15 protein-coding genes are annotated in these 18,749 nt (G+C 56.7%); 12 read left to right on the forward strand and 3 right to left on the reverse strand.

The window, feature by feature from the left end:
* Window positions 1-511: 511 nt before the first annotated feature.
* Together BN348_RS12225 and BN348_RS12230 are read right to left on the reverse strand one after the other, a co-directional pair.
* Window positions 512-2,902: a glycoside hydrolase family 2 protein gene (locus tag BN348_RS12225; RefSeq protein ID WP_040198319.1), complete on the reverse strand. Its 2,391-nt coding sequence runs from the start codon at window positions 2,900-2,902 to the stop codon at window positions 512-514.
* Between the two features lie 32 nt (window positions 2,903-2,934).
* Window positions 2,935-3,582 carry a YczE/YyaS/YitT family protein gene (locus BN348_RS12230; protein WP_040198320.1) on the reverse strand — a complete coding sequence of 216 codons (648 nt, stop codon included), beginning with the start codon at window positions 3,580-3,582 and terminating at the stop codon, window positions 2,935-2,937.
* Window positions 3,583-4,111: 529 nt separating this feature from the next.
* Between BN348_RS12230 and pyk the strand changes: the two genes are divergently transcribed.
* The gene (gene pyk, locus BN348_RS12235; protein WP_040198321.1) at window positions 4,112-5,881 is read left to right on the forward strand and encodes a pyruvate kinase; all 1,770 of its coding nucleotides are present in this window, start codon (window positions 4,112-4,114) and stop codon (window positions 5,879-5,881) included.
* Entirely contained in the window at window positions 5,878-6,714 is an 837-nt protein-coding gene (locus tag BN348_RS12240; protein WP_052446921.1) for a class B sortase, read from the forward strand. Before pyk ends, BN348_RS12240 begins: the two co-directional genes overlap by 4 nt.
* A gap of 44 nt (window positions 6,715-6,758) precedes the next feature.
* Here BN348_RS12240 and BN348_RS12245 read toward each other — a convergent pair whose 3' ends face one another.
* Window positions 6,759-7,001 (reverse strand): helix-turn-helix domain-containing protein, encoded by a 243-nt coding sequence (locus BN348_RS12245; RefSeq protein ID WP_040198322.1) that lies wholly within the window; start codon window positions 6,999-7,001, stop codon window positions 6,759-6,761.
* A gap of 308 nt (window positions 7,002-7,309) precedes the next feature.
* Here BN348_RS12245 and BN348_RS12250 point away from each other — a divergent pair, with 308 nt between their 5' ends.
* From BN348_RS12250 to gatB, 10 genes are all read left to right on the forward strand, one after another.
* Complete coding sequence (locus tag BN348_RS12250) at window positions 7,310-7,612, forward strand: phasin family protein (protein WP_040198323.1); 303 nt, start codon at window positions 7,310-7,312, stop codon at window positions 7,610-7,612.
* Window positions 7,593-9,200 (forward strand): ABC1 kinase family protein, encoded by a 1,608-nt coding sequence (locus BN348_RS12255; RefSeq protein WP_040198324.1) that lies wholly within the window; start codon window positions 7,593-7,595, stop codon window positions 9,198-9,200. The genes BN348_RS12250 and BN348_RS12255 overlap by 20 nt, the downstream gene beginning before the upstream one ends.
* A gap of 835 nt (window positions 9,201-10,035) precedes the next feature.
* Window positions 10,036-10,530, forward strand: a complete 495-nt coding sequence (locus tag BN348_RS12265) for a rhodanese-like domain-containing protein (RefSeq protein WP_082020978.1) — start codon at window positions 10,036-10,038, stop codon at window positions 10,528-10,530.
* Window positions 10,527-10,973 (forward strand): RrF2 family transcriptional regulator, encoded by a 447-nt coding sequence (locus tag BN348_RS12270; protein WP_040198326.1) that lies wholly within the window; start codon window positions 10,527-10,529, stop codon window positions 10,971-10,973. Before BN348_RS12265 ends, BN348_RS12270 begins: the two co-directional genes overlap by 4 nt.
* Window positions 10,970-12,340 carry an FAD-dependent oxidoreductase gene (locus BN348_RS12275; protein ID WP_040198327.1) on the forward strand — a complete coding sequence of 457 codons (1,371 nt, stop codon included), beginning with the start codon at window positions 10,970-10,972 and terminating at the stop codon, window positions 12,338-12,340. Before BN348_RS12270 ends, BN348_RS12275 begins: the two co-directional genes overlap by 4 nt.
* 31 nt (window positions 12,341-12,371) lie before the next feature.
* Window positions 12,372-13,682: a redoxin domain-containing protein gene (locus BN348_RS12280; RefSeq protein WP_040198328.1), complete on the forward strand. Its 1,311-nt coding sequence runs from the start codon at window positions 12,372-12,374 to the stop codon at window positions 13,680-13,682.
* Window positions 13,683-14,502: 820 nt separating this feature from the next.
* Window positions 14,503-15,381, forward strand: coding sequence for a MerR family transcriptional regulator (locus BN348_RS12285; protein ID WP_040198329.1), 879 nt, complete (start codon window positions 14,503-14,505; stop codon window positions 15,379-15,381).
* 114 nt (window positions 15,382-15,495) lie between these two features.
* The gene (locus BN348_RS12290) at window positions 15,496-15,807 is read left to right on the forward strand and encodes an Asp-tRNA(Asn)/Glu-tRNA(Gln) amidotransferase subunit GatC (RefSeq protein ID WP_040198330.1); all 312 of its coding nucleotides are present in this window, start codon (window positions 15,496-15,498) and stop codon (window positions 15,805-15,807) included.
* On the forward strand, window positions 15,804-17,243 hold the full coding sequence (gene gatA / locus BN348_RS12295; RefSeq protein WP_040198331.1) for an Asp-tRNA(Asn)/Glu-tRNA(Gln) amidotransferase subunit GatA: 1,440 nt from the start codon (window positions 15,804-15,806) through the stop codon (window positions 17,241-17,243). The genes BN348_RS12290 and gatA overlap by 4 nt, the downstream gene beginning before the upstream one ends.
* Entirely contained in the window at window positions 17,243-18,661 is a 1,419-nt protein-coding gene (gene gatB / locus BN348_RS12300; RefSeq protein ID WP_040198332.1) for an Asp-tRNA(Asn)/Glu-tRNA(Gln) amidotransferase subunit GatB, read from the forward strand. The genes gatA and gatB overlap by 1 nt, the downstream gene beginning before the upstream one ends.
* Window positions 18,662-18,749 lie beyond the last annotated feature (88 nt).

Here is an 18,749-nt window from a genome sequence, read left to right on the forward strand (position 1 = left end):
CCCTTCATCTTCTTCGGCCGCCTGCGGGCGGCGTTTGGCTTTGGTCAAGGTGGCTGAATGGCTGACAGCGGATGCTAACGTTCCCTGTGACTGTCTTTACCGGTACCCCAAATCCCGCAGCTGCTGCGTAAATCATTCTTCGGCCTCAGAACGCCGGTAGACGATTGCTCCACCGCCAGATGGCGGATGTTACGTTCTCTACTACAGCCTTTACCGATACACCAAATCCTGCAGCTGCTGCGTAAATCATTCTTCAGTCTCAGAACGCCGGTAGACGGTTGCTCCATCGCAGGTGGCGGACGTTAACGTTCTCTGCTACAGCCTTTATCGGTACCCCAACTCCCGCAGCTGCTGCGGGAATCATTCTTTAACCGAAGAACGCTGTAGGCGATTGCTCCACCGCCAGGTGGTGCCTCGCCGCTAGGTGCTGGTATATAACATGCAAAAAGGTTCTGTCCGCCGTTTAGCACAGCAGACAGAACCTTCTTTTATTTCATCTATGGGCGGCAGATCAGTCGACCTTCTTCACATCCAGCGTGATGATCTTCTCTCCAAGCTGTTCGGAGGAAATCTTGACCGACGCTTTGCCGCTGCATCCGACCGTCTTGACCCAGAACGCGCGCTGAGATGCGATCAGGGCAAAGGTCTTCGGGCCGATGACCTCGACCGGGCCGCTCACCTCGACGCTGACGACATCGTTTGAGAACGGCAGCAGGTTGCCGTATTCCGAAACCGCTTTGACCGAAATGCGGGCCACGTCGTAGGTCTCGTCCTCGATGAGCGTGCCGTTGCTGGCCTTGACCTCGAGCATCGTTTTGGATGCCGGCGTTTTGGTGACTGAACAGACCTTTTCATCGCCGTTATAGCCGTCGAAACGGTAGGTCACCTGCTTCTCGCCCCAGTTGCCGACATACTTGCCGTAGAGGTCGATGCATTCGTCGTAGCCGATGCCGATCTCCTTTAAGTAGGCCATCTCCTCCGGGAATTCGCTGGGCGCGTTGAAGCCGAGCTGTGTGATGCCGACCAGGATCTTCTTGACAACGGCGGCGTCCTTCTCGGAGAAGCCCTCCTCGTCGACCAGCTGGTTGCCGATGAAGTCGTCGATGACGACCGGCGGATGCGGCAGGCTGCCGAACTGTTTTGTATCCGCGTGGTAGTCGCCGATGTATTTGTCGTTCTTATACAGCTTGACGGTATCGCAGTTGGTGTAAACATAGACCGTTCCGATTTCGCAGGCGTTGTACTCGCCGATGTTCATCTCACTGGACACGGCCATGACCGGCTCGCCGTCCTTCTGCGACGCATAGGCCGACGCGGCCTGCTTCGGGCAGCGGAACATGTCCAAAACGCCGTGGTAGCAGACGCGGTCGCCGCTGCCGAAATCCTTGTGCGTGTTGTAGTCGGCCATGCACCAGCCAATCGAGCCGGAAATCTGCTCGGTCGCATACATCTTGTTCATCACCCGCAGATGCCGAAGCGCATGCTCGGTACACTTGGACTCGTGGTCGAAGCTCTTGGTCGGGAACATGTGCCCGTTGTGTTCGGTGACCAGATACGGCACGTCGGCCTTCGCGACCTCCATCGGGTCGTCGAGCGGCTGGTTTTCGCCGCGGTGGATGAAGTCGTTGTAGGTGTACACATCCTCAAGCAGATGGCTGCCGGCAAACTTGCGCACGCCGCCGGTCGGACGGGTGTCGTCGAGCTCGTGGGCGATCTTGTTGGTCAGCGTGTACAGGCCGTCGTCGTCCGGGGATTCGTTGATGCGCACACCCCAGATGATGATGGACGGATGGTTAAAATCGCGCCGGATCATCTCGCGGATGTTCTCGCAGACGACGTTCTTCCAGCTTCCCTCGCCGATGTGCTGCCAGCCCGGAGTCTCCTCAAAGACCAGCAGGCCGATCTCGTCGCAGCGGTCCAGGAAGTGCCTGGACTGCGGATAGTGCGAGGTTCTGCCGAGGTTGACGCCCAGCTCATATTTTAAGATGTCCGCATCCTCGCGCTGCGCGCTCTTGGGCATCGCATAGCCGACATACGGATAGCTCTGATGCCGGTTGAGGCCGCGGATCTTGACCTTTCTGCCATTTAAGAAGAAGCCCTTCGGCGTGAACTGCACTTCGCGGAAGCCGAAGCGGGTCCGGTACTCGTCGACGACTTCATTCTGGGAAAGCAGGAACACCTTCATCTGATACAGGTTCGGGCTGCCGATGTCCCAGAGCTTCACATATTCGCAGGCGTGCTTCAGGTTGACCTTTTCGCCAAGCTCGCCGGTATGGTTCCACTCCATCACGGTGTTCTCTTCGGCATCCTCCACAACCACGCGGATGCCGTCGCAGCCTTCCGCGGAGCTTAACAGGACATCCATGTCCACGAGCTTTTCAGGCTCCAGCACATTTCTTGTGCGGACAAAGACGTTCTCGATGTAGCTTTTCGGCAGTACCTCCAGGGAAACCTCACGGTAGATGCCGCCGAAGGTCATGTAGTCGAGCGCGTGGCCGAACGGCGGGATGTCGTCCCGCTCGGTGGAATCCACCATGACGGCGATCGTATTCTCTGCGCCGTATTCAACATACGACGCGATGTTGCATTCGAACGGCGTGTATCCGCCTTTATGGAAACAGACCTGTTTGCCGTTGACATAAACCTGCGCATAACAGGCGACGCCTTCAAACCGAAGCATCAGGACCTTTCCCTCATATTCCTCGGGAATCAGAATTTTGCGGCGGTAACAGCTGATGAACTGATACATCTGCTCATCAAAGTTGTTGTACGGAGTCTCGATATTGGTGTGCGGCAGGTTTACCGTCTGAAAGCCGCTGTCGTCAAAGCCGGCGGCCGTGTACTCCTCCTTGAAGCTCGGGATGTATTTCCAGTCATAATTCAAATGTACCGTACTGCGCATGGCAAACAACTCCTTTTCTGCTTATGTATATATTATGAAACAATGCGGGCCCATTTAAACAGGGTCCGGTTGCCCAGCTTGGTGAACAGGTTGACAAAGATACCGGTCAGCAGCACGGCAATCAGCGTACCGACGCCATAGGTTCCGCCCAGCAGAAAGCCGATGAGGAAATAGGTGGCATCCTGCACAATGCGGGCCGTGCCGAGCTTGATGTGCGCTTTGTCCGACAGGATGACCGCAAAGCAGTCCATCGGGGCGGTGCCGGTGTGCGAGTTGAGATAGAAGCATAGCCCCATCCCCAGGAAGATGCAGCCGACAAAGGAACTGAGCACCCGCAGCGCCATCGGCAGCTCCGGCGTGATGAAATCGCGCATCAAGAACATGAACAGGTCGATGATCAGCCCCGGCACAAAGGTCGGGATCAGCATGTCCAGCCGGACCATTTTGCGCTGGAAGATCAGCAGCAGTACAAAAAACGACAGATGCAGCAGCGTCAGCGCCATGCCGTTTGTGATGCCAAGATGCTTGTGGATGCTGTCCGCGAACACCTGTCCGGGATCGCCGCCCAGTCCCACCAATAAAAACAGTGCCACGCCGAACGCCATGACGATAAATCCGATAAATGCGACGCCCTGCTTTTTGAGATATTGCAGAGCCTGTTCCTTCGTTACTTGTTTCATTCCCATTTTACCTTCTCTTTATAAAATCAACCGCCGCGTATCCGCAGCCGCGCGCCTGTATCTCTGCAAAATCCACTGCGGAAACAGTGGGTATCGTCAGACTGCATATTCGCAGCCGCGCCTGCGTCTTTGCAAAATCCTTTGCGGAAACAGTGGGTTCATCAGGCTGCATATCCGCAGCCGCGCCTGTATCCTTGCCGGCCGGCGTTTTTTGCGCACGGGAAGAAACCCGGATTTTTTGACAAAATCCCGGCATATTGAGCGCGTCGACCGGTCAGGGGCGGTGCAGGATATTTTCGGTTGGCTGCATTATACTACATCTCAAAAACAAAAACAATTGCTATATTGTAAAAAGTCACATCAATTTCATTGATTTTGACAATAATCTATTATATACTTAAGGTGGAATCGATAGCAGTATTTTTATGCGTTCTGCATGAAAAATACCGCTTCCCTTTCATCATTTCTGCAAAACGTCCAAAGGACAAATATGATGCAGTCTGACTGCGGTCTGGAGTGATTGATTGATATGAGGAAAACAAAAATTATCTGTACCTTAGGCCCTGCGACCAAGGATGAAAAGATCGTCAAGGAACTGATGCTGGGCGGCATGAACGTCGCGCGCTTCAACTTCTCCCACGGGGACTACGAACAGCACGACACCAATATGAAGATGATTTCCAAGCTGCGCGAGGAATTGGGCCTTCCGATTGCCACGCTGCTGGACACCAAGGGCCCGGAAATCCGGGTCGGCAAATTCAAAAACAAACAGGAAACACTGCAGCCGGGCGGACTGTTTACACTGACCACCGACGAAATCCTGGGCGACGAGTCCCGGGTTTCGATCTCCTATAAAAACCTGCCCAAGGATGTGCACATGGGCACCAAAATTCTTCTGGACGACGGCCTGATCGAACTCAAGGTCGTCAACATCGAGGGGAACGACATCAACTGCCAGGTCGTCAACGGCGGCACCATCAGCAACAACAAGGGCGTCAACGTCCCGGGACACGCGCTGAGCATGCCGTATATGAGCGAGAAGGACCGCAGCGATATCATCTTCGGCATCGAGCACGGATTTGACTTTATCGCGGCTTCCTTCACCCGCTGCGCCGACGACATCATGCAGATCCGCCAGATCCTCGACGAGCACAAATGCACCACCATCCGCATCATCGCGAAGATCGAGAACGCGGACGGCGTCGCGAACATCGACGACATCCTGCGCGTTTCGGACGGCATCATGGTCGCGCGCGGCGATATGGGCGTCGAGATCCCGTACGAGGAAATCCCGGTCCTGCAGAAAATCCTGATCAAGAAGGGCTATAAGGCCGGCAAGCAGGTCATCACGGCCACCCAGATGCTGGAAAGCATGATCCACAACCCGCGCCCGACCCGCGCGGAAACCACCGACATCGCAAACGCGATCTACGACGGAACCAGCGCCATCATGCTGTCCGGCGAGACGGCGGCCGGCGACTATCCGGTCGAGGCGCTGCGCGCGATGGCTTTGATCGCCGAGCGCACCGAAAACGACATCGACTACGGCAAACGCTTCTCGGCGCACGGCAACGATTCGAGCCAGGACGTCACCAACGCGATTTCGCACGCGACCTGCACGGTCGCCTACGACCTGGGCGCCACGGCGATTGTCACGGTCACCCAGTCCGGTCAGACCGCGCGGATGATCTCAAAGTTCCGCCCGCAGGTCCCGATCATCGGCTGTACGGCGATTCCGACCGTCTACCGCCAGATGAACATGTCCTGGGGCGTGGTCCCGCTGATGATCGAGCCGAAGACCAGCATCGACGACCTGTTTGAGCACGCCGCCGAAGCCGCCAGAAAGGCCGGCTATGTCAAGGACGGCGATTTGATCGCGATCACCTGCGGCGCGCCGCTGGGCATTTCGGGCACCACCAACCTGCTGAAGGTACATGTGGTCGGCGATATCCTTGTCACCGGACGCGGCGTGACTTCCGGCATCACCTGCGGCAAGGTCTGCGCCTGCCGCGATTATGAGGAAGCGCTCAAGAAATTCAACCAGGGAGACATTCTGGTCATCCCGGAAACCAACAACCGCATCCTGTCCCTGATGAAAAAATGCTCGGGCATCATCACCGAGGAGGACGGCTTCACCTCCCATGCCGCCATTGTCGGCATGGCGCTGGAAATTCCGGTCATCATCGGGGCCAAAAACGCCACCCGTATTCTGAAGAGCGGTACCACCATCCGCATGGATGCTTCCAAGGGACTGGTCTCCAACGGCGCCTTAAAGGAGGGGCTTACGGATAAATCATGAAAAAACGTATTATAGCCGGCTGCGTCTGCGGCGTGCTGGCCATCTGTCTCATCGTCCTGTTCTCATCCGACATCCTGCGCGGTCCTGAGGTAAAACCGGCTTCCGATCTCCCATCCAAAACCGACATCAGCGCCGAAGCGGCCAAGGATTTGAGCGAGGTGCCCGAGGACATCGCGGCCAAGCTTCAGGAGGCCAAGGACATCAACGACGACACGAAGGGCTGGCTGTACATCCCGGACACGCCGGTCGACTACCCGGTCGTGCAGTATGAGGACAACGAATACTACACGCGCCGCGGACTGGATGGAAACTACAACTTCGAAGGCGTGCTGTTCTTCGACTACATGGACAAGGTCACGGGCAGCTTCAAGGACTTCACACAGAACACCATCATCTATGGGCACAACACCACGACCTCCGGCATCGGCACCGAGATGTTCGCGTCGCTGCTGAACTACGAGGACCAAGCCTATGCGGAGGCGCATCCCTATCTCTATCTTGTGACCGACGAGGGCCAGAGCGTTTGGGAAATCTTTGCGGGCTTCCATACCGACATCGATTTCTACTATATTGAAAACGAGCCGGACGAGCAGGCGTTCAAGGATATGGTGGACACCGCGAAGCGCCGTTCCACCTTCACCTACGAGGTCACCCCTTCCGGCGATGACAAGATCCTGACGCTTTCCACCTGCGCATACAAATACCGCACCGCCGCGCAGGGGGATGAACGGTTTGTCATCATGGCAAGGCAGATTGAGAATCCGACCTCCGATGATATCAGGGAAATCAAGGTAACGCCGAACACATCCATGGAAGAACCGGTGTTTTCATAAAACTTATGACTGTTATCACCAATAAAAAAAGGGAAGACAGACGTTCAGCCGTCTGCCTTTCCTTTTTTCTGTTTTCTTCTGTAGGGTGTAGGGTTGTCGGTCAGCTCCAGCAGGTAATCCACACTGGTATCAAAAAACAGCGCAAGAAATCGAAGCGTTTCGGCTGGAACGTTCACCTTCCCCAATTCATAAGCGGAATAGGTACTCCGCGAAACAAACAGCAGCGCGCTCAATTCCTTCTGCGTCATATCCCGGTCTTCCCGAAGATTCCGTATCCGTTCAAGCATGGTGATCCCTCCCGCTCTATGATAACACAACTCATATAGGAATGGTAGATTTAGGACAGATGGTCCTAAAAGATTATTTGCAGGGCGACACCCTTCCGAAAACTCATTTTCAAAGCGCTGTCCTCCCAAAATTTAATTTGCCAAGTGCGCCATCCATCTGTGTTTGCGATGAACGAACTGTATTTGTAATAGAACACAGGACAGGCGATTGTACATTTTTCCTGAACTTTTGGGAAAAACGCTGTGCGGCGCGCCGAAATGGTGTATAATGAGGTTGAAACTATGAAGCCCAACAAGGAGGTATTTCCATGAATATGCAGGATGATCTGAAGAAGGTTCTGCTGGCCGGCATCGGCGCTTTGGCCCTCACGGCGGAGAAATCCAAAGAGGTGGTGTCACAGCTGGTCCAGAAGGGCGAGCTGACCGTGGAGCAGGGCAAGGTCCTGAACGAGGAGCTCAAACGCAATGTGGCCGATAAGCTGCATCAGGATAAGCCGAAGGCCTCCGTTCTGGCAGAGGAGCTTTCCAGCATGACGCCGGAAGAGCTTGCCGCGCTCAAGGCCAAAATCGCCGAGCTGGAGAACAGGGATCATGAATCGGAAGAAGCATAGGCCTGAAACGAAGACAGCCAGCAGTTCCCGGCTGCGGGAGCTGCTGGCTGTGCTTCGCAGACGGGATATCATACATGGCATCACGCCGGTCAAGCTGCGGGAGATTCTGGAGGATATGGGCCCGACCTACATCAAGCTGGGACAGGTCATGTCGATGCGCTCCGACATCCTGCCGCAGAGCTACTGCGACGAGCTGGTGAAGCTGCAGACGACGGTGCGGCCCGCCCCGTTCGAGGAGGCGCGCCAGACCATCGAGGAGGAGTACGGATGCCCGCTTGAAAAGGTCTTCTCCGCGGTCGACGAACAGCCGCTCGGGTCGGCCTCGATCGCTCAGGTTTACCGCGCCGAGCTGCGGGAGACAGGCGAGAAGGTGGTCATCAAGGTGCAGCGGCCGCGCATCTATGAGCTGATGGCGCGGGATGTGAAGCTGATGCACCGGGCCATCCGGATTCTGAAGCTGGTGGACCGCACCGACGGCGTCGTGGATTTTGACGCGGTGATCGACGAGATGTGGGCCGTCGCGCAGCAAGAGATGGACTTTCTGCTGGAGGCCGCGCACTGCGAGGAATTCGCGCGCAACAACCGTGAAATCCGGTATGTCTGCTGCCCGAAGATCAACCGCGCGCTGACCACATCGCGCATCCTTGTGATGGAGCAGATATCCGGCACGCCGATCGACCGGCAGGAAACGCTCGAAAAGCAGGGCTACGATATGGAGGAGATTGGGAAGAAGCTGGCTGAAAGCTTCTGCAAGCAAGTGCTGGACGACGCGTTCTTCCACGCGGACCCGCATCCCGGCAATCTCTGGATTCGGGATGGAAGGATTGTGTTCCTGGACCTCGGCATGATGGGAAGGCTGTCCCACCGCGACCAGACGCTGTTCCGCGGCGCGCTGAAATCGGTCGTTGAAAACGATGTGCATGAGCTGAAAAGCATCCTGCTGACACTGGGAACGGCAAAGGGCAAGGTCAACCACACACAGCTTTACACCGACATTGACGACATGCTTGCCAAATATGGGGACGCCGAGCTTTCCAGCATCAATCTGGGGCAGTTCATTCAGGAGCTGATGGAGCTTGCGAAGCGGCACAGCATCAGTATGCCGGCGAACATCTCGATGCTTGCGCGCGGCACGGTCACGCTGGAGGGCGTGCTCAGCAAATGCTGTCCGAACGTCAGCCTTCTGCAGATCGCCAAGGCGCATCTGGCGGGCGACGTGCTTGAGCAGCTGGATCTGAAGCACACCTTCGCCAAGGTGTCCAAGCGGATGTATCACAGCGCCAGCAAGGGCGTCGAAATCCCGGCGCACCTGTCCGACCTTCTGAAGATGTCGGTCAAGGGACAGACCAAGGTCAATCTCGAAATCGTCGGGTCGGAGGAACCGCTTCGGAAGATCGACCGGATGGTCAACAAGCTGATCACCTGCATCATTGCCGCCGCGCTGCTGATGGGATCGAGCATCATCTGCACCACCGGCATGCAGCCGCTGGTGCTGGGCATCCCGCTGCTGGGGCTGGCGGGTTTTCTGACCGCGATGTTTCTGTGCATCAAGCTGATTGTTTCGGCCGTATGGAAGCGGAAGAAATGAGGGGCTTTCCTCTGCTATAGAAAAGCTGGATGGTACACTTTCACTGGAAGTGTACCATCCAGCTTTGTTTTTCAATGAATAGCAGTTCATCGATCTTTGCTTATGAAGGTAGATGGGGCTGGGAGATCATTGCGGTACTGTGGCTCAGCAGCTTCACGCTGTTTGCCAAGTGACTCTTGGCCATGGGGTCGCTGGATCGCTGCGGCTCAGCGGCTTCACGCTGTTTGCCAAGTACTCTTGGCCATGGGGGCGTTACTTCTTTGCCGGCCAAAGAAGTAACCAAGAAAGGCCGTTCAAGGGGGCCATGCACGGTGCCACTCTAAGCCAGATGGCCCCCTTGAAAATCCCCTCCGATATTCCGCTTTCCCCTTCGGCCGCCTGCGGGCGGCGTTTTGTTTTGGGCTGTGTGGTTGGGCATAGCTAGCAGCGGACGCTTTCCCGGTTTCAAACTGTCCCTATGGTACCCTGACACTTCGGCTGGTACGTACATTTTAACAGGTTTATTAAAACAAATATGATCTTGTAAAACATATTCCTGGTCATTTATAAGGAGTTAGCCTCTTTCGTCTCGCATCACTCTACCTTGCCAAATGCTGCTGAAAAGGTGGAGGGTGCACTTTTATTGGAAGCGCACCCTCCACCTTTGTTTGAAAAATCGGTATCGGTTGTCCCCTGCTGGATTCTTTGCAGGATGACCAGCAGGCAAATCCATACGGGACAATACAGAACGAAAAAACACAAAAAAGTATGCAAAAGGGTTGACAACGATAACTGTAACTGATATAATAACAGATAGAAACTGAGACTATAAATATTACAGTTTGGAGATGTCATGATGAAACATCGAATCAAAATATTGCTGCTGGCGGGAACGCTGCTGTTTTTGACGGCCTGTTCGGTACAGGACGGTGAAACGTCAGGCGCATCCGGTTCGCAGGGCACGCAGTCCTCTCAGGGGATGCAGTCTTCACAGCAGGAACAGCCGGAAAGCTCGTCCGCTTCAGATGAAGCGTATCACAAAATCACGGCGGAGGAAGCGAAGAAGATGATGGATGAGGGCGGCGTCACGGTTGTGGATGTCCGCACACAGCAGGAATACGAGGAACGGCACATTCCAAATGCGGTGCTGGTGCCCAACGAAACGATCTCGGACACACCGCCGCAGCAGCTGCAGGACAAAGACGCCGTCCTGCTGGTATACTGCCGGACCGGCGTGCGCAGCAAACAGGCGAGTGAAAAGCTTGTCTCCATGGGATATACGAAGGTGTATGACATGGGCGGCATCGTGGACTGGTCTTATGATACGGTATCGGGGAGTGAGCAGGCATGACGGGGGAATTCACCATTGCCGTACACGCGCTGGTATTTTTAAACCATAAGGCAAAGAGCCTTTCCAGCGAGGAGTTGGCGAAGAACATCTGCACGAATCCGGCCCGGGTCCGCAAGGTCATGGCAAAGCTCAAGAAGGCCGGACTGATCGAAACCAAGGAAGGGGCCGACGGCGGCTACCGGTTTTCACTTGACCCCGCATCGGTGAACCTTGCGCGGGTTGGTAAAGCGCTTGGAACGGCCTATGTATCCGCGGGATGGCGCAGCGGGGACAGCGACATGGACTGTCTGATCGCATCCGGCATGGCGGGCATTATGGACGATATCTATGACGCGCTCAACCGGCGATGCGAATCATATCTTGAAACGGTCACAATTGCCGGGATTGACGAAACAATATTTCATGCCCATACAGGCAATCATAGGAAAGGGGAATCCTTATGAAACAGTACGACGCACTGATCATCGGGTTCGGCAAGGGAGGAAAAACACTGGCCGGCGCGCTCGGCGCCGCAGGCAGGAAGGTTGCGGTTGTGGAACGCTCGGAAAAGATGTACGGCGGAACCTGCATCAATGTGGGCTGTATCCCATCCAAATCGCTGGTGCACAGCGCATCGCTTTCAGCCGCCACCGGCGGAAGCTTTGCAGAGAAGGCCGCGCGCTACCGGGCGGCCATTGAGGAAAAGGACCGTCTGACCGGCATGCTGCGGCAGAAAAACTATGACAAGCTGAACAGCCATCCGAACATCGACGTGATCCATGGGACGGCGTCCTTTTTGGACGGCAGTGCCGTCGCGGTCGAGACGCAGGGAGAAACACGGGAATTCAGGGCGGAGCAGATCTTTATCAACACCGGCGCGCGGCCGTTTATCCCGCCGATTGATGGCATCCGGGAATCCGCGCATGTCTACCTCAGCGAAACGATGCTGGACCTCAAAGAGCTTCCCGAACAGCTGGTCATCATCGGCGGTGGGTACATTGGTATGGAATTTGCCTCCATCTACACAAACTTCGGCGCAAAGGTCACCGTCGTTCAGGACCTGCCCGACTTTTTGCCGAGGGAGGACCGGGAGATTTCACAGGCAGTCTTCCAGAACCTAACCAGCCGCGGCGTCGAAATCCTGCTGAACGCGAAGGTGCAGTCGGTGCAGGACGGCGAAGGCTTTACGTCTGTCACCGTCAGAACGCCAGCGGGCGAACGGAAGCTGGACGCACAGGCGGTGCTGCTGGCAGCCGGACGCCGCCCCAATGTCGAAGGGCTTCATCCCGAACGCGCCGGCGTAGAGCTGACCGGGCGCGGCGCGGTCCGCGTGGACGAGAAGCTGCGCACCGCGAATCCGAACATCTGGGCGATGGGCGATGTGACCGGTTCCCTGCAGTTTACGTACATTTCGCTGGACGATTTCAGGATTGTCAAATCCCAACTGCTCGGTGCAGATGACCGCAGTACCGGCAATCGCGGCGCCGTGCCGTACAGCGTCTTTCTCGATCCGCCGTTCGCACGCGTCGGGCTAAGTGAAGAGGAAGCCAGAGAACAGGGCTATGAACTGAAAATCGCGCGGCTTCCCGCTGCGGCGATCCCCAAGGCGCAGGTACTGCAGAAACCGGCCGGCCTCCTGAAAGCGGTCATCGACGCGAAGACCGGCAGGATTCTCGGCGCGCACCTGTTCTGCGAGGAAGCGCATGAGATGATCAACATCGTCAAGCTGGCGATGGACGCAGATCTTCCCTATACCGTCCTGCGGGACGGCATCTACACCCACCCGACCATGAGCGAAGCGCTGAACGATCTGTTCGCCGCGGTTGGATAAATGCCAACACATCAACATATAGGAGGTTATCATGGGCTTTTCTATTGAAACAGGTGTCCCGATACTGACCGTATTTCTGCAGGGCATCCTGAGCTTCTTCTCCCCCTGTGTGCTGCCGCTTGTGCCGCTGTATATCGGCTATCTGGCCGGCGGGGCCAAGATCGTCGATGCGGACGGCACCATCCGTTACAAACGCTCCAAGGTGATGCTCAATACGCTGTTCTTTGTCATCGGCGTCAGCTTTGCCTTCTTCCTGCTGGGCTTCGGCTTTACGGCCGCGGGCCGCTTCTTCAGCGGAAACCGCTTGCTGTTCTCCCGGATCGGCGGCGTGATCGTCATCCTGTTCGGCCTGTTCCAGCTCGGCGTGTTCGGCTCAAAGTTCCTGAACCGCGATCACCGTCTGCCCTTCTTTTTAAATAAGCTGTCAATGAATCCGCTGGTCGCGCTGGTACTCGGATTCACCTTCAGCTTTGCATGGACGCCGTGTGTCGGTCCGGCCCTCGGCAGCGTACTGCTGATGGCTTCGTCCGCAAATTCCTCTGCGGCCGGGTTCGCGCTGATCGGCGTGTACACCGTCGGCTTTGTCCTGCCGTTCCTGGCGGTCGGACTCTTTACCGGCACGCTGCTCGACTTCTTCAAGAAGCATCAGAAGGTCGTCAAATACACGGTCAAGGTCGGCGGCGCGCTGATGATCTTAATGGGCGTCATGATGATCACCGGCTGGATGAACAGCCTGACCGGCTACCTGTCTAGCTTCGGCGGATCGGACAGCCCGTCCGCATCGCAGTCGTCTTCCGTACAGGGCGAATCCCCCTCAACGCCGCCGCAGGACGCTTCGGGCGGGGCATCCTCCTCCGGCAGCGCGTCGGAAAGCTCACAGCCCGCGATTCCCGCGCCGGACTTCAAGCTGACCGACCAGTACGGCAAGGAGCATTCGCTGTCCGAATACCGCGGCAAGGTGGTGTTCTTAAATTTCTGGGCGACCTGGTGCGGACCGTGCCAGCAGGAGATGCCGGACATTCAGGAGATGTACCTGAAAAACAATGAGAATCAGGATGACCTGGTCGTGCTGGGCGTGGCGAACCCGAAGACAGCTGAGAACCGGTTCAATTCGGATGTCTCGATCGACGAGGTGAAACAGTTCCTAACCGACGGGGGCTACACCTATCCGGTCGCGATGGACCTGACCGGCGAGGTGTTCCAGCAGTACGGCATCAGCGCATTCCCGACCACCTTTATGATTGACCGGGAGGGCAATGTGTTCGGTTATCTGACCGGCACGCTGACCAAAAGCATGATGGAGGACATCGTCCGCCAGACCATGGAAGGAAAACGTTCCTGATCCAGTAACCACCTGCGGTGGGGCAATCGCCTACGGTGTTCTACGACTGAGGAGTTGTTTGCACAACAGCTTCGGGAATCGGGGTACCATTTAAGAGAAACTTAGGGAACGTAAGCACCTGCTACTAGCCATTCAGCCACCCAGCCCAAAACCAAACGCCGCCCGCACCACCTGCGGTGGAGTAATCGCCTACGGCGTTCTCCGACTGAGGAGTTGTTTGCACAGCAGCTTCGGGAATCGGGGTACCATTTAAGAGAGACTTAGGGAACGTAAGTATCTGCTACTAGCCATTTAGCCACCCAGCCCAAAACCAAACGCCGCCCGCAGGCGGCCGAAGAGGATAGTGGGATATCTGAGGGGATTTTCAAGGGGGCCATCTGGCTAGGAGCGGCGCAGTGTATGGCCCCCTTGAACGGCCTTTCTTGGTTACTTCTTTGGCCGGCAAAGAAGTAACGACCACATTGCCAAGGTGTTACTTGGTAAATACAGTAGAGCGGCTGCACTTCAGCGGTCCAGCGGCCACATTGCCAAGGTGTCACTTGGTAAATAGCGAAAAACCGCCGCGCCACAGCGGTACAACATCCCCCTCACAAGTATCCTGGCATACAAAGACAGGGTCCCCTGCCTTGACAGCCTGACGCGCCGCATCCCATTGAGGATGCGGCGCGTTTTTTCAGTGCCCGGCAGCTGGACGGGTATAGAAAGCCCCCCCAACGGGCAAAAAAGTTTATAGAAATATAGAAAAAAGGATTGACCCTCACGCATCGTGATGGTGTACAGTAGATATAGAAAAATTCACAATGAAAGAAGGCACATCAGGATGATGACGGTAAAACAGGTTTCTTTGCTGACCGGTGTCAGTATCCGGACACTCCAGTTTTATGATGAGATTGGTCTGTTCAAACCGACAAAGATCACCGATGCCGGCTATCGGCTGTATGATGAAAACGCATTGGAAACACTGCAGCAGATTCTGTTTTTTAAGGAGCTGGATTTCACATTGAAGGAAATCAAAGCGATTATGGAAAATCCCCGCTTTGATAAGACGGCCGCATTTAAAAAGCAGCGGGAGCTCATCCAGTTCAAACGCGACAGGCTCAACGCGCTGCTGGAGCTTCTCGACAAACTGATTAAAGGAGAACGATGCATGGATTTTAAAGATTTTGATATGAGCGGATATTTCCGCGTCCTGACGGCATTCAAACAGACACACGCGGATGAGATCATCGAGCAGTTTGGGAGCATGGAACACTTTGACGAGATGGTCTCCGAAATGAAATCCCGTGAGGATGAAATCGCTGGGATGGCGGTGAAGCAGTACGGCAGTCTCGAGCACTACACAAAAGCAATGGAAAAGAACCTCGAACAGTTCCTGTCCCACGGCCCGCATATCACACAGCAGGATGCGGGCGATCTGACTAAAAAAACGGATGAGATTACGAGAAGGCTGACGGCGGACCTCAAAAAAGACGCCGCGTCTTCCGATGTTCAGGAGATTGTGCATGAATTGATCTCATTCACAAACGCCTGCAGCGGCGGCATCGATATGGGGGAAAATTATTGGCCCTTTATGGCTGAAAGCTATCTGTCCAACTCTGTGTTTATCGAAGCGACCGACAAAAAATATGGAACGGGCGCGTCCATATTCATAGGCCATGCCATTCAGGCATTCCTCGGTATGGATTTGGCAGACAACTAGGATGGGGTTCTTCAACCTGTTAAATATATACGCGCGCTCCCTCAAGCCGCTTGCGCCGTGGGAGGACTCGCTATATAATAAGAAGAAACAGCGAATAAGGGGGAGAGTTTCCGGATGATTGATCAGAATATGGTGCGCCATCTGGCGCAGCTGGGAAAGCTGAAGCTGACAAATGCAGAGGTTACAAAGTTCGCGGCGCAGATGGACGACATCGTGAAGCTTATGGACACCATTCAGAAGGTGCAGTTAAAAGAGGATGCCGAAACCGAGCGCCGCGAACAGCTCCCGTTTCACCGGATGCCAGAGGGCTGTCCTGATGATAGAAATGGCCCGGATGATCCGGACAGCCGGGACGCGCTGCTGCTGAACGCGAAAGGGCGGCAGGACGGCTTTTACACAGTGCCGAAGGTGGTGAAGGGATCATGAAGCTGGAACAGCAAAGCATTGCCGGACTGCGGGGACTGCTCGACCGCCGCGAAATATCAGCGGCCGAGCTGACGTGGGAATATCTGCGGAATATCCGTCGGAAAGACCAGGCGCTTAACAGCTATATCACGGTTTTGGAACGGGACGCGCTGATCCTCGCAGAGCAGGCCGACCGGCGTTTGTCCTGCGGGGATGGACGTGCGCTGACCGGAATCCCGCTGAGCGTCAAGGACAACATCTGCACAAAGGGTGTGCGCACCACCTGCGGCTCCAACATGCTTCGGGACTTCGTGCCGGGCTATGACGCATATGCCGCGGAACGGCTGCGCGAACAGGACGCGGTGCTGCTGGGCAAAAACAATATGGACGAGTTTGCCATGGGCTCCTCCAGCACGACATCCTGTTTCGGCGCCGTACACAACCCCTATGATATCCGGCGAATCGCGGGCGGTTCCTCGGGCGGCGGCGCGGCGGCGGTCGCGGCGGGACTTGCCGTGGGCGCGCTCGGTTCGGATACCGGCGGGTCGGTGCGCCAGCCGGCCGCGCTGTGCGGCATCACCGGCATCAAGCCCACCTACGGCACGGTTTCGCGTTATGGCCTGATCGCCTTCGCTTCGTCGCTCGACCAGATCGGCGTGCTGGCACGCTGTGCAAGGGACTGTGCGGTGATTCTGCAGGCGGTCAGCGGCAGGGATCCACGGGATTCCAGCATGGCGGGCCGGGACATTCCGGCCGTCGACAGCGATGCGCGTGCGGAACGCTTTACCATCGGCGTGCCGAAGGAGCTGTTTGGCGATGAGATCGACGATGAGATCAAAACGCTTGTGTCGAACGCCATTCGGAAATATGAATCGATGGGCTGCCAAATCCAGTCCGTCTCCCTGCCGGCGATGCGGTATGCGGTGGCGGCCTACTATCTCACCGCGTCGGCCGAAGCGGCCAGCAACTTAGCGCGGTATGACGGCGTCCGGTACGGGCATCGGGCAAAAAACGCGGCGGGCTTCGAGGAGCTTGTCGAGCTTACGCGCGCCGAAGGCTTCGGCGACGAGGTCAAGCGCCGGATTCTGCTGGGCAACTATGCGCTGAGCAGCGGCTACCGCGACCGGTATTACAAGAAGGCCGCCTTTGTGCGGGCGGCGCTTTCATCCCAGCTGGAGGAAGCCTTCGGGACCTGCGACTGCCTGATCAGCCCGGCCACACCGGCTCCAGCCCGGTACATTGATGAAGAAGAAAGCCCGGCGCAGGCCTACAGCGCGGATCTCTGCACCGTGGCGGCAAATCTGGCAGGGCTTCCGGCGGTGTCCACAACCTGCGGCTACGATCAAAACGGGATGCCGGTCGGCATGATGCTGACAGGACCCAAGTTTTCGGACAGCTTCCTGCTGGCGGCGGCCGACAGGTTCGAACGGGAATTTGAACGAAGGGAGTGTTTCTGATGTGCTATGAACCGGTCATCGGACTGGAAATCCACGCGGAGCTTCTGACCGACCGCAAGATCTTCTGCGGCTGCGAAAACCGGTTTGCGGGTCGTGCGAATACCCGCGTCTGTGCCGTGTGCACCGGCCAGCCCGGCGCACTTCCCAGGCTGAACCGGCAAGCGGTTGAGCTTGGCGTCCGGGCCGGTCTTGCGCTGGGATGCGAGATACAGCCGGTCAGCGGCTTCGACCGAAAAAACTACTGTTATCCGGACCTGCCGAAGGCCTATCAGATCACGCAGTTCTTCCATCCGCTCTGTCTGGGCGGGGGCATTGATCTTCCCGACGGGTTTGTGCGCATTGAGCGCATCCATCTGGAGGAGGATGCCGGGAAGCTGCTGCACGACCAGGATGAAACCAGGACGCTCGTTGACCTGAACCGGTCGGGCGTGCCGCTGATTGAGATCGTCACAAAGCCGGATCTGCACAGCGCGGCACAGGCGAAGCGGTTTGTGGAGGAGGCCGCAAGGCGGCTCCAATATGCCGGCGTCTGCGACTGCAAGATGCAGCAGGGCTCCCTGCGCGTGGATGTCAACATCTCTGTGCGCCGGAAAGGGGAACAGCGGCTCGGCGTGCGCGCGGAGATCAAAAACCTCAATTCCTATAAGGCGGTGGTTGGCGCCATCGAATACGAGACCAGACGGCAGAGCGAGCTGCTGCGGGGCGGCGGGCTAGTACTCCAGCAGACCCGGCGGTACGACGACAGCAGCGGCATCACGCTGCCGATGCGCGACAAAGCCGAAACGCAGGATTACCGCTACTTCCCGGAACCCGACCTGCCGGTGCTCACCCTGCGGCAGGAGGACATCGCGCGGATTGCACAGAAGCTGCCGCGCATGCCGCAGCAGCGGCGCGAGCAGTACCGGGATGCGTTCGGGCTGCCGGATGCGGACATCGCCGTACTGCTGAGCCAGCGGGAGCTGGCGGATTTCTATGAAGAAGCGGCGGCTGCCAGCGGTTTGCCGAAGGAAACCGCTAACTTCGTGATCATGGATCTGCTCAAGGCGCTGCGCCTGCGGGGAAAGACGGTTGTGGACGCGAACATCACGCCTGCCCAGGCCGCGACGCTCGTCGGGATGTATTGCGGAAACGACGCGCGGATTACCCATGCCGGTGCGGCACAGATTCTGGACATCCTGCTCGACGAGGGCGGACAGCCGGAAGAGATCGCGCGGGAGAAGGGATATCTTCTCATACGTGACCGGACGGTGTTTGAAAATGCCGCACGGGAGGTGATTGCGGAGAATCCCCGGCCGGTGCGGCAGTATCGGGATGGAAGCGGCAAGGTGTTCGGCTTCCTGCTTGGCCGCATGGCCGCAAAGCTTGGAAAAAGCTTCGACGCAAAGCTCGCGGCAGAGACTTTGAAAAAGCTGCTGTGAAATCGAAGCGGTCAAATGGATGGACAGAAACCTATCAGGTCATGTTTTCCAGAGCAAAGCCACAGCTGAGTGGCGAAACCATGCATGT

This window comes from Candidatus Soleaferrea massiliensis AP7 (assembly GCF_000820765.1).
GTDB lineage: Bacteria > Bacillota > Clostridia > Oscillospirales > Ruminococcaceae > Soleaferrea > Soleaferrea massiliensis.

Excerpts from the sequence above, each read along its gene's own strand:
- BN348_RS12225 (WP_040198319.1), bottom strand. The coding sequence starts at position 2,902 with ATGCGCAGTACGGTACATTTGAATTATGACTGGAAATACATCCCGAGC.
- BN348_RS12230 (WP_040198320.1), bottom strand. The coding sequence starts at position 3,582 with ATGAAACAAGTAACGAAGGAACAGGCTCTGCAATATCTCAAAAAGCAG.
- pyk (WP_040198321.1), top strand. The coding sequence starts at position 4,112 with ATGAGGAAAACAAAAATTATCTGTACCTTAGGCCCTGCGACCAAGGAT.
- BN348_RS12240 (WP_052446921.1), top strand. The coding sequence starts at position 5,878 with ATGAAAAAACGTATTATAGCCGGCTGCGTCTGCGGCGTGCTGGCCATC.
- BN348_RS12245 (WP_040198322.1), bottom strand. The coding sequence starts at position 7,001 with ATGCTTGAACGGATACGGAATCTTCGGGAAGACCGGGATATGACGCAG.
- BN348_RS12250 (WP_040198323.1), top strand. The coding sequence starts at position 7,310 with ATGAATATGCAGGATGATCTGAAGAAGGTTCTGCTGGCCGGCATCGGC.
- BN348_RS12255 (WP_040198324.1), top strand. The coding sequence starts at position 7,593 with ATGAATCGGAAGAAGCATAGGCCTGAAACGAAGACAGCCAGCAGTTCC.
- BN348_RS12265 (WP_082020978.1), top strand. The coding sequence starts at position 10,036 with ATGAAACATCGAATCAAAATATTGCTGCTGGCGGGAACGCTGCTGTTT.
- BN348_RS12270 (WP_040198326.1), top strand. The coding sequence starts at position 10,527 with ATGACGGGGGAATTCACCATTGCCGTACACGCGCTGGTATTTTTAAAC.
- BN348_RS12275 (WP_040198327.1), top strand. The coding sequence starts at position 10,970 with ATGAAACAGTACGACGCACTGATCATCGGGTTCGGCAAGGGAGGAAAA.
- BN348_RS12280 (WP_040198328.1), top strand. The coding sequence starts at position 12,372 with ATGGGCTTTTCTATTGAAACAGGTGTCCCGATACTGACCGTATTTCTG.
- BN348_RS12285 (WP_040198329.1), top strand. The coding sequence starts at position 14,503 with ATGATGACGGTAAAACAGGTTTCTTTGCTGACCGGTGTCAGTATCCGG.
- BN348_RS12290 (WP_040198330.1), top strand. The coding sequence starts at position 15,496 with ATGATTGATCAGAATATGGTGCGCCATCTGGCGCAGCTGGGAAAGCTG.
- gatA (WP_040198331.1), top strand. The coding sequence starts at position 15,804 with ATGAAGCTGGAACAGCAAAGCATTGCCGGACTGCGGGGACTGCTCGAC.
- gatB (WP_040198332.1), top strand. The coding sequence starts at position 17,243 with ATGTGCTATGAACCGGTCATCGGACTGGAAATCCACGCGGAGCTTCTG.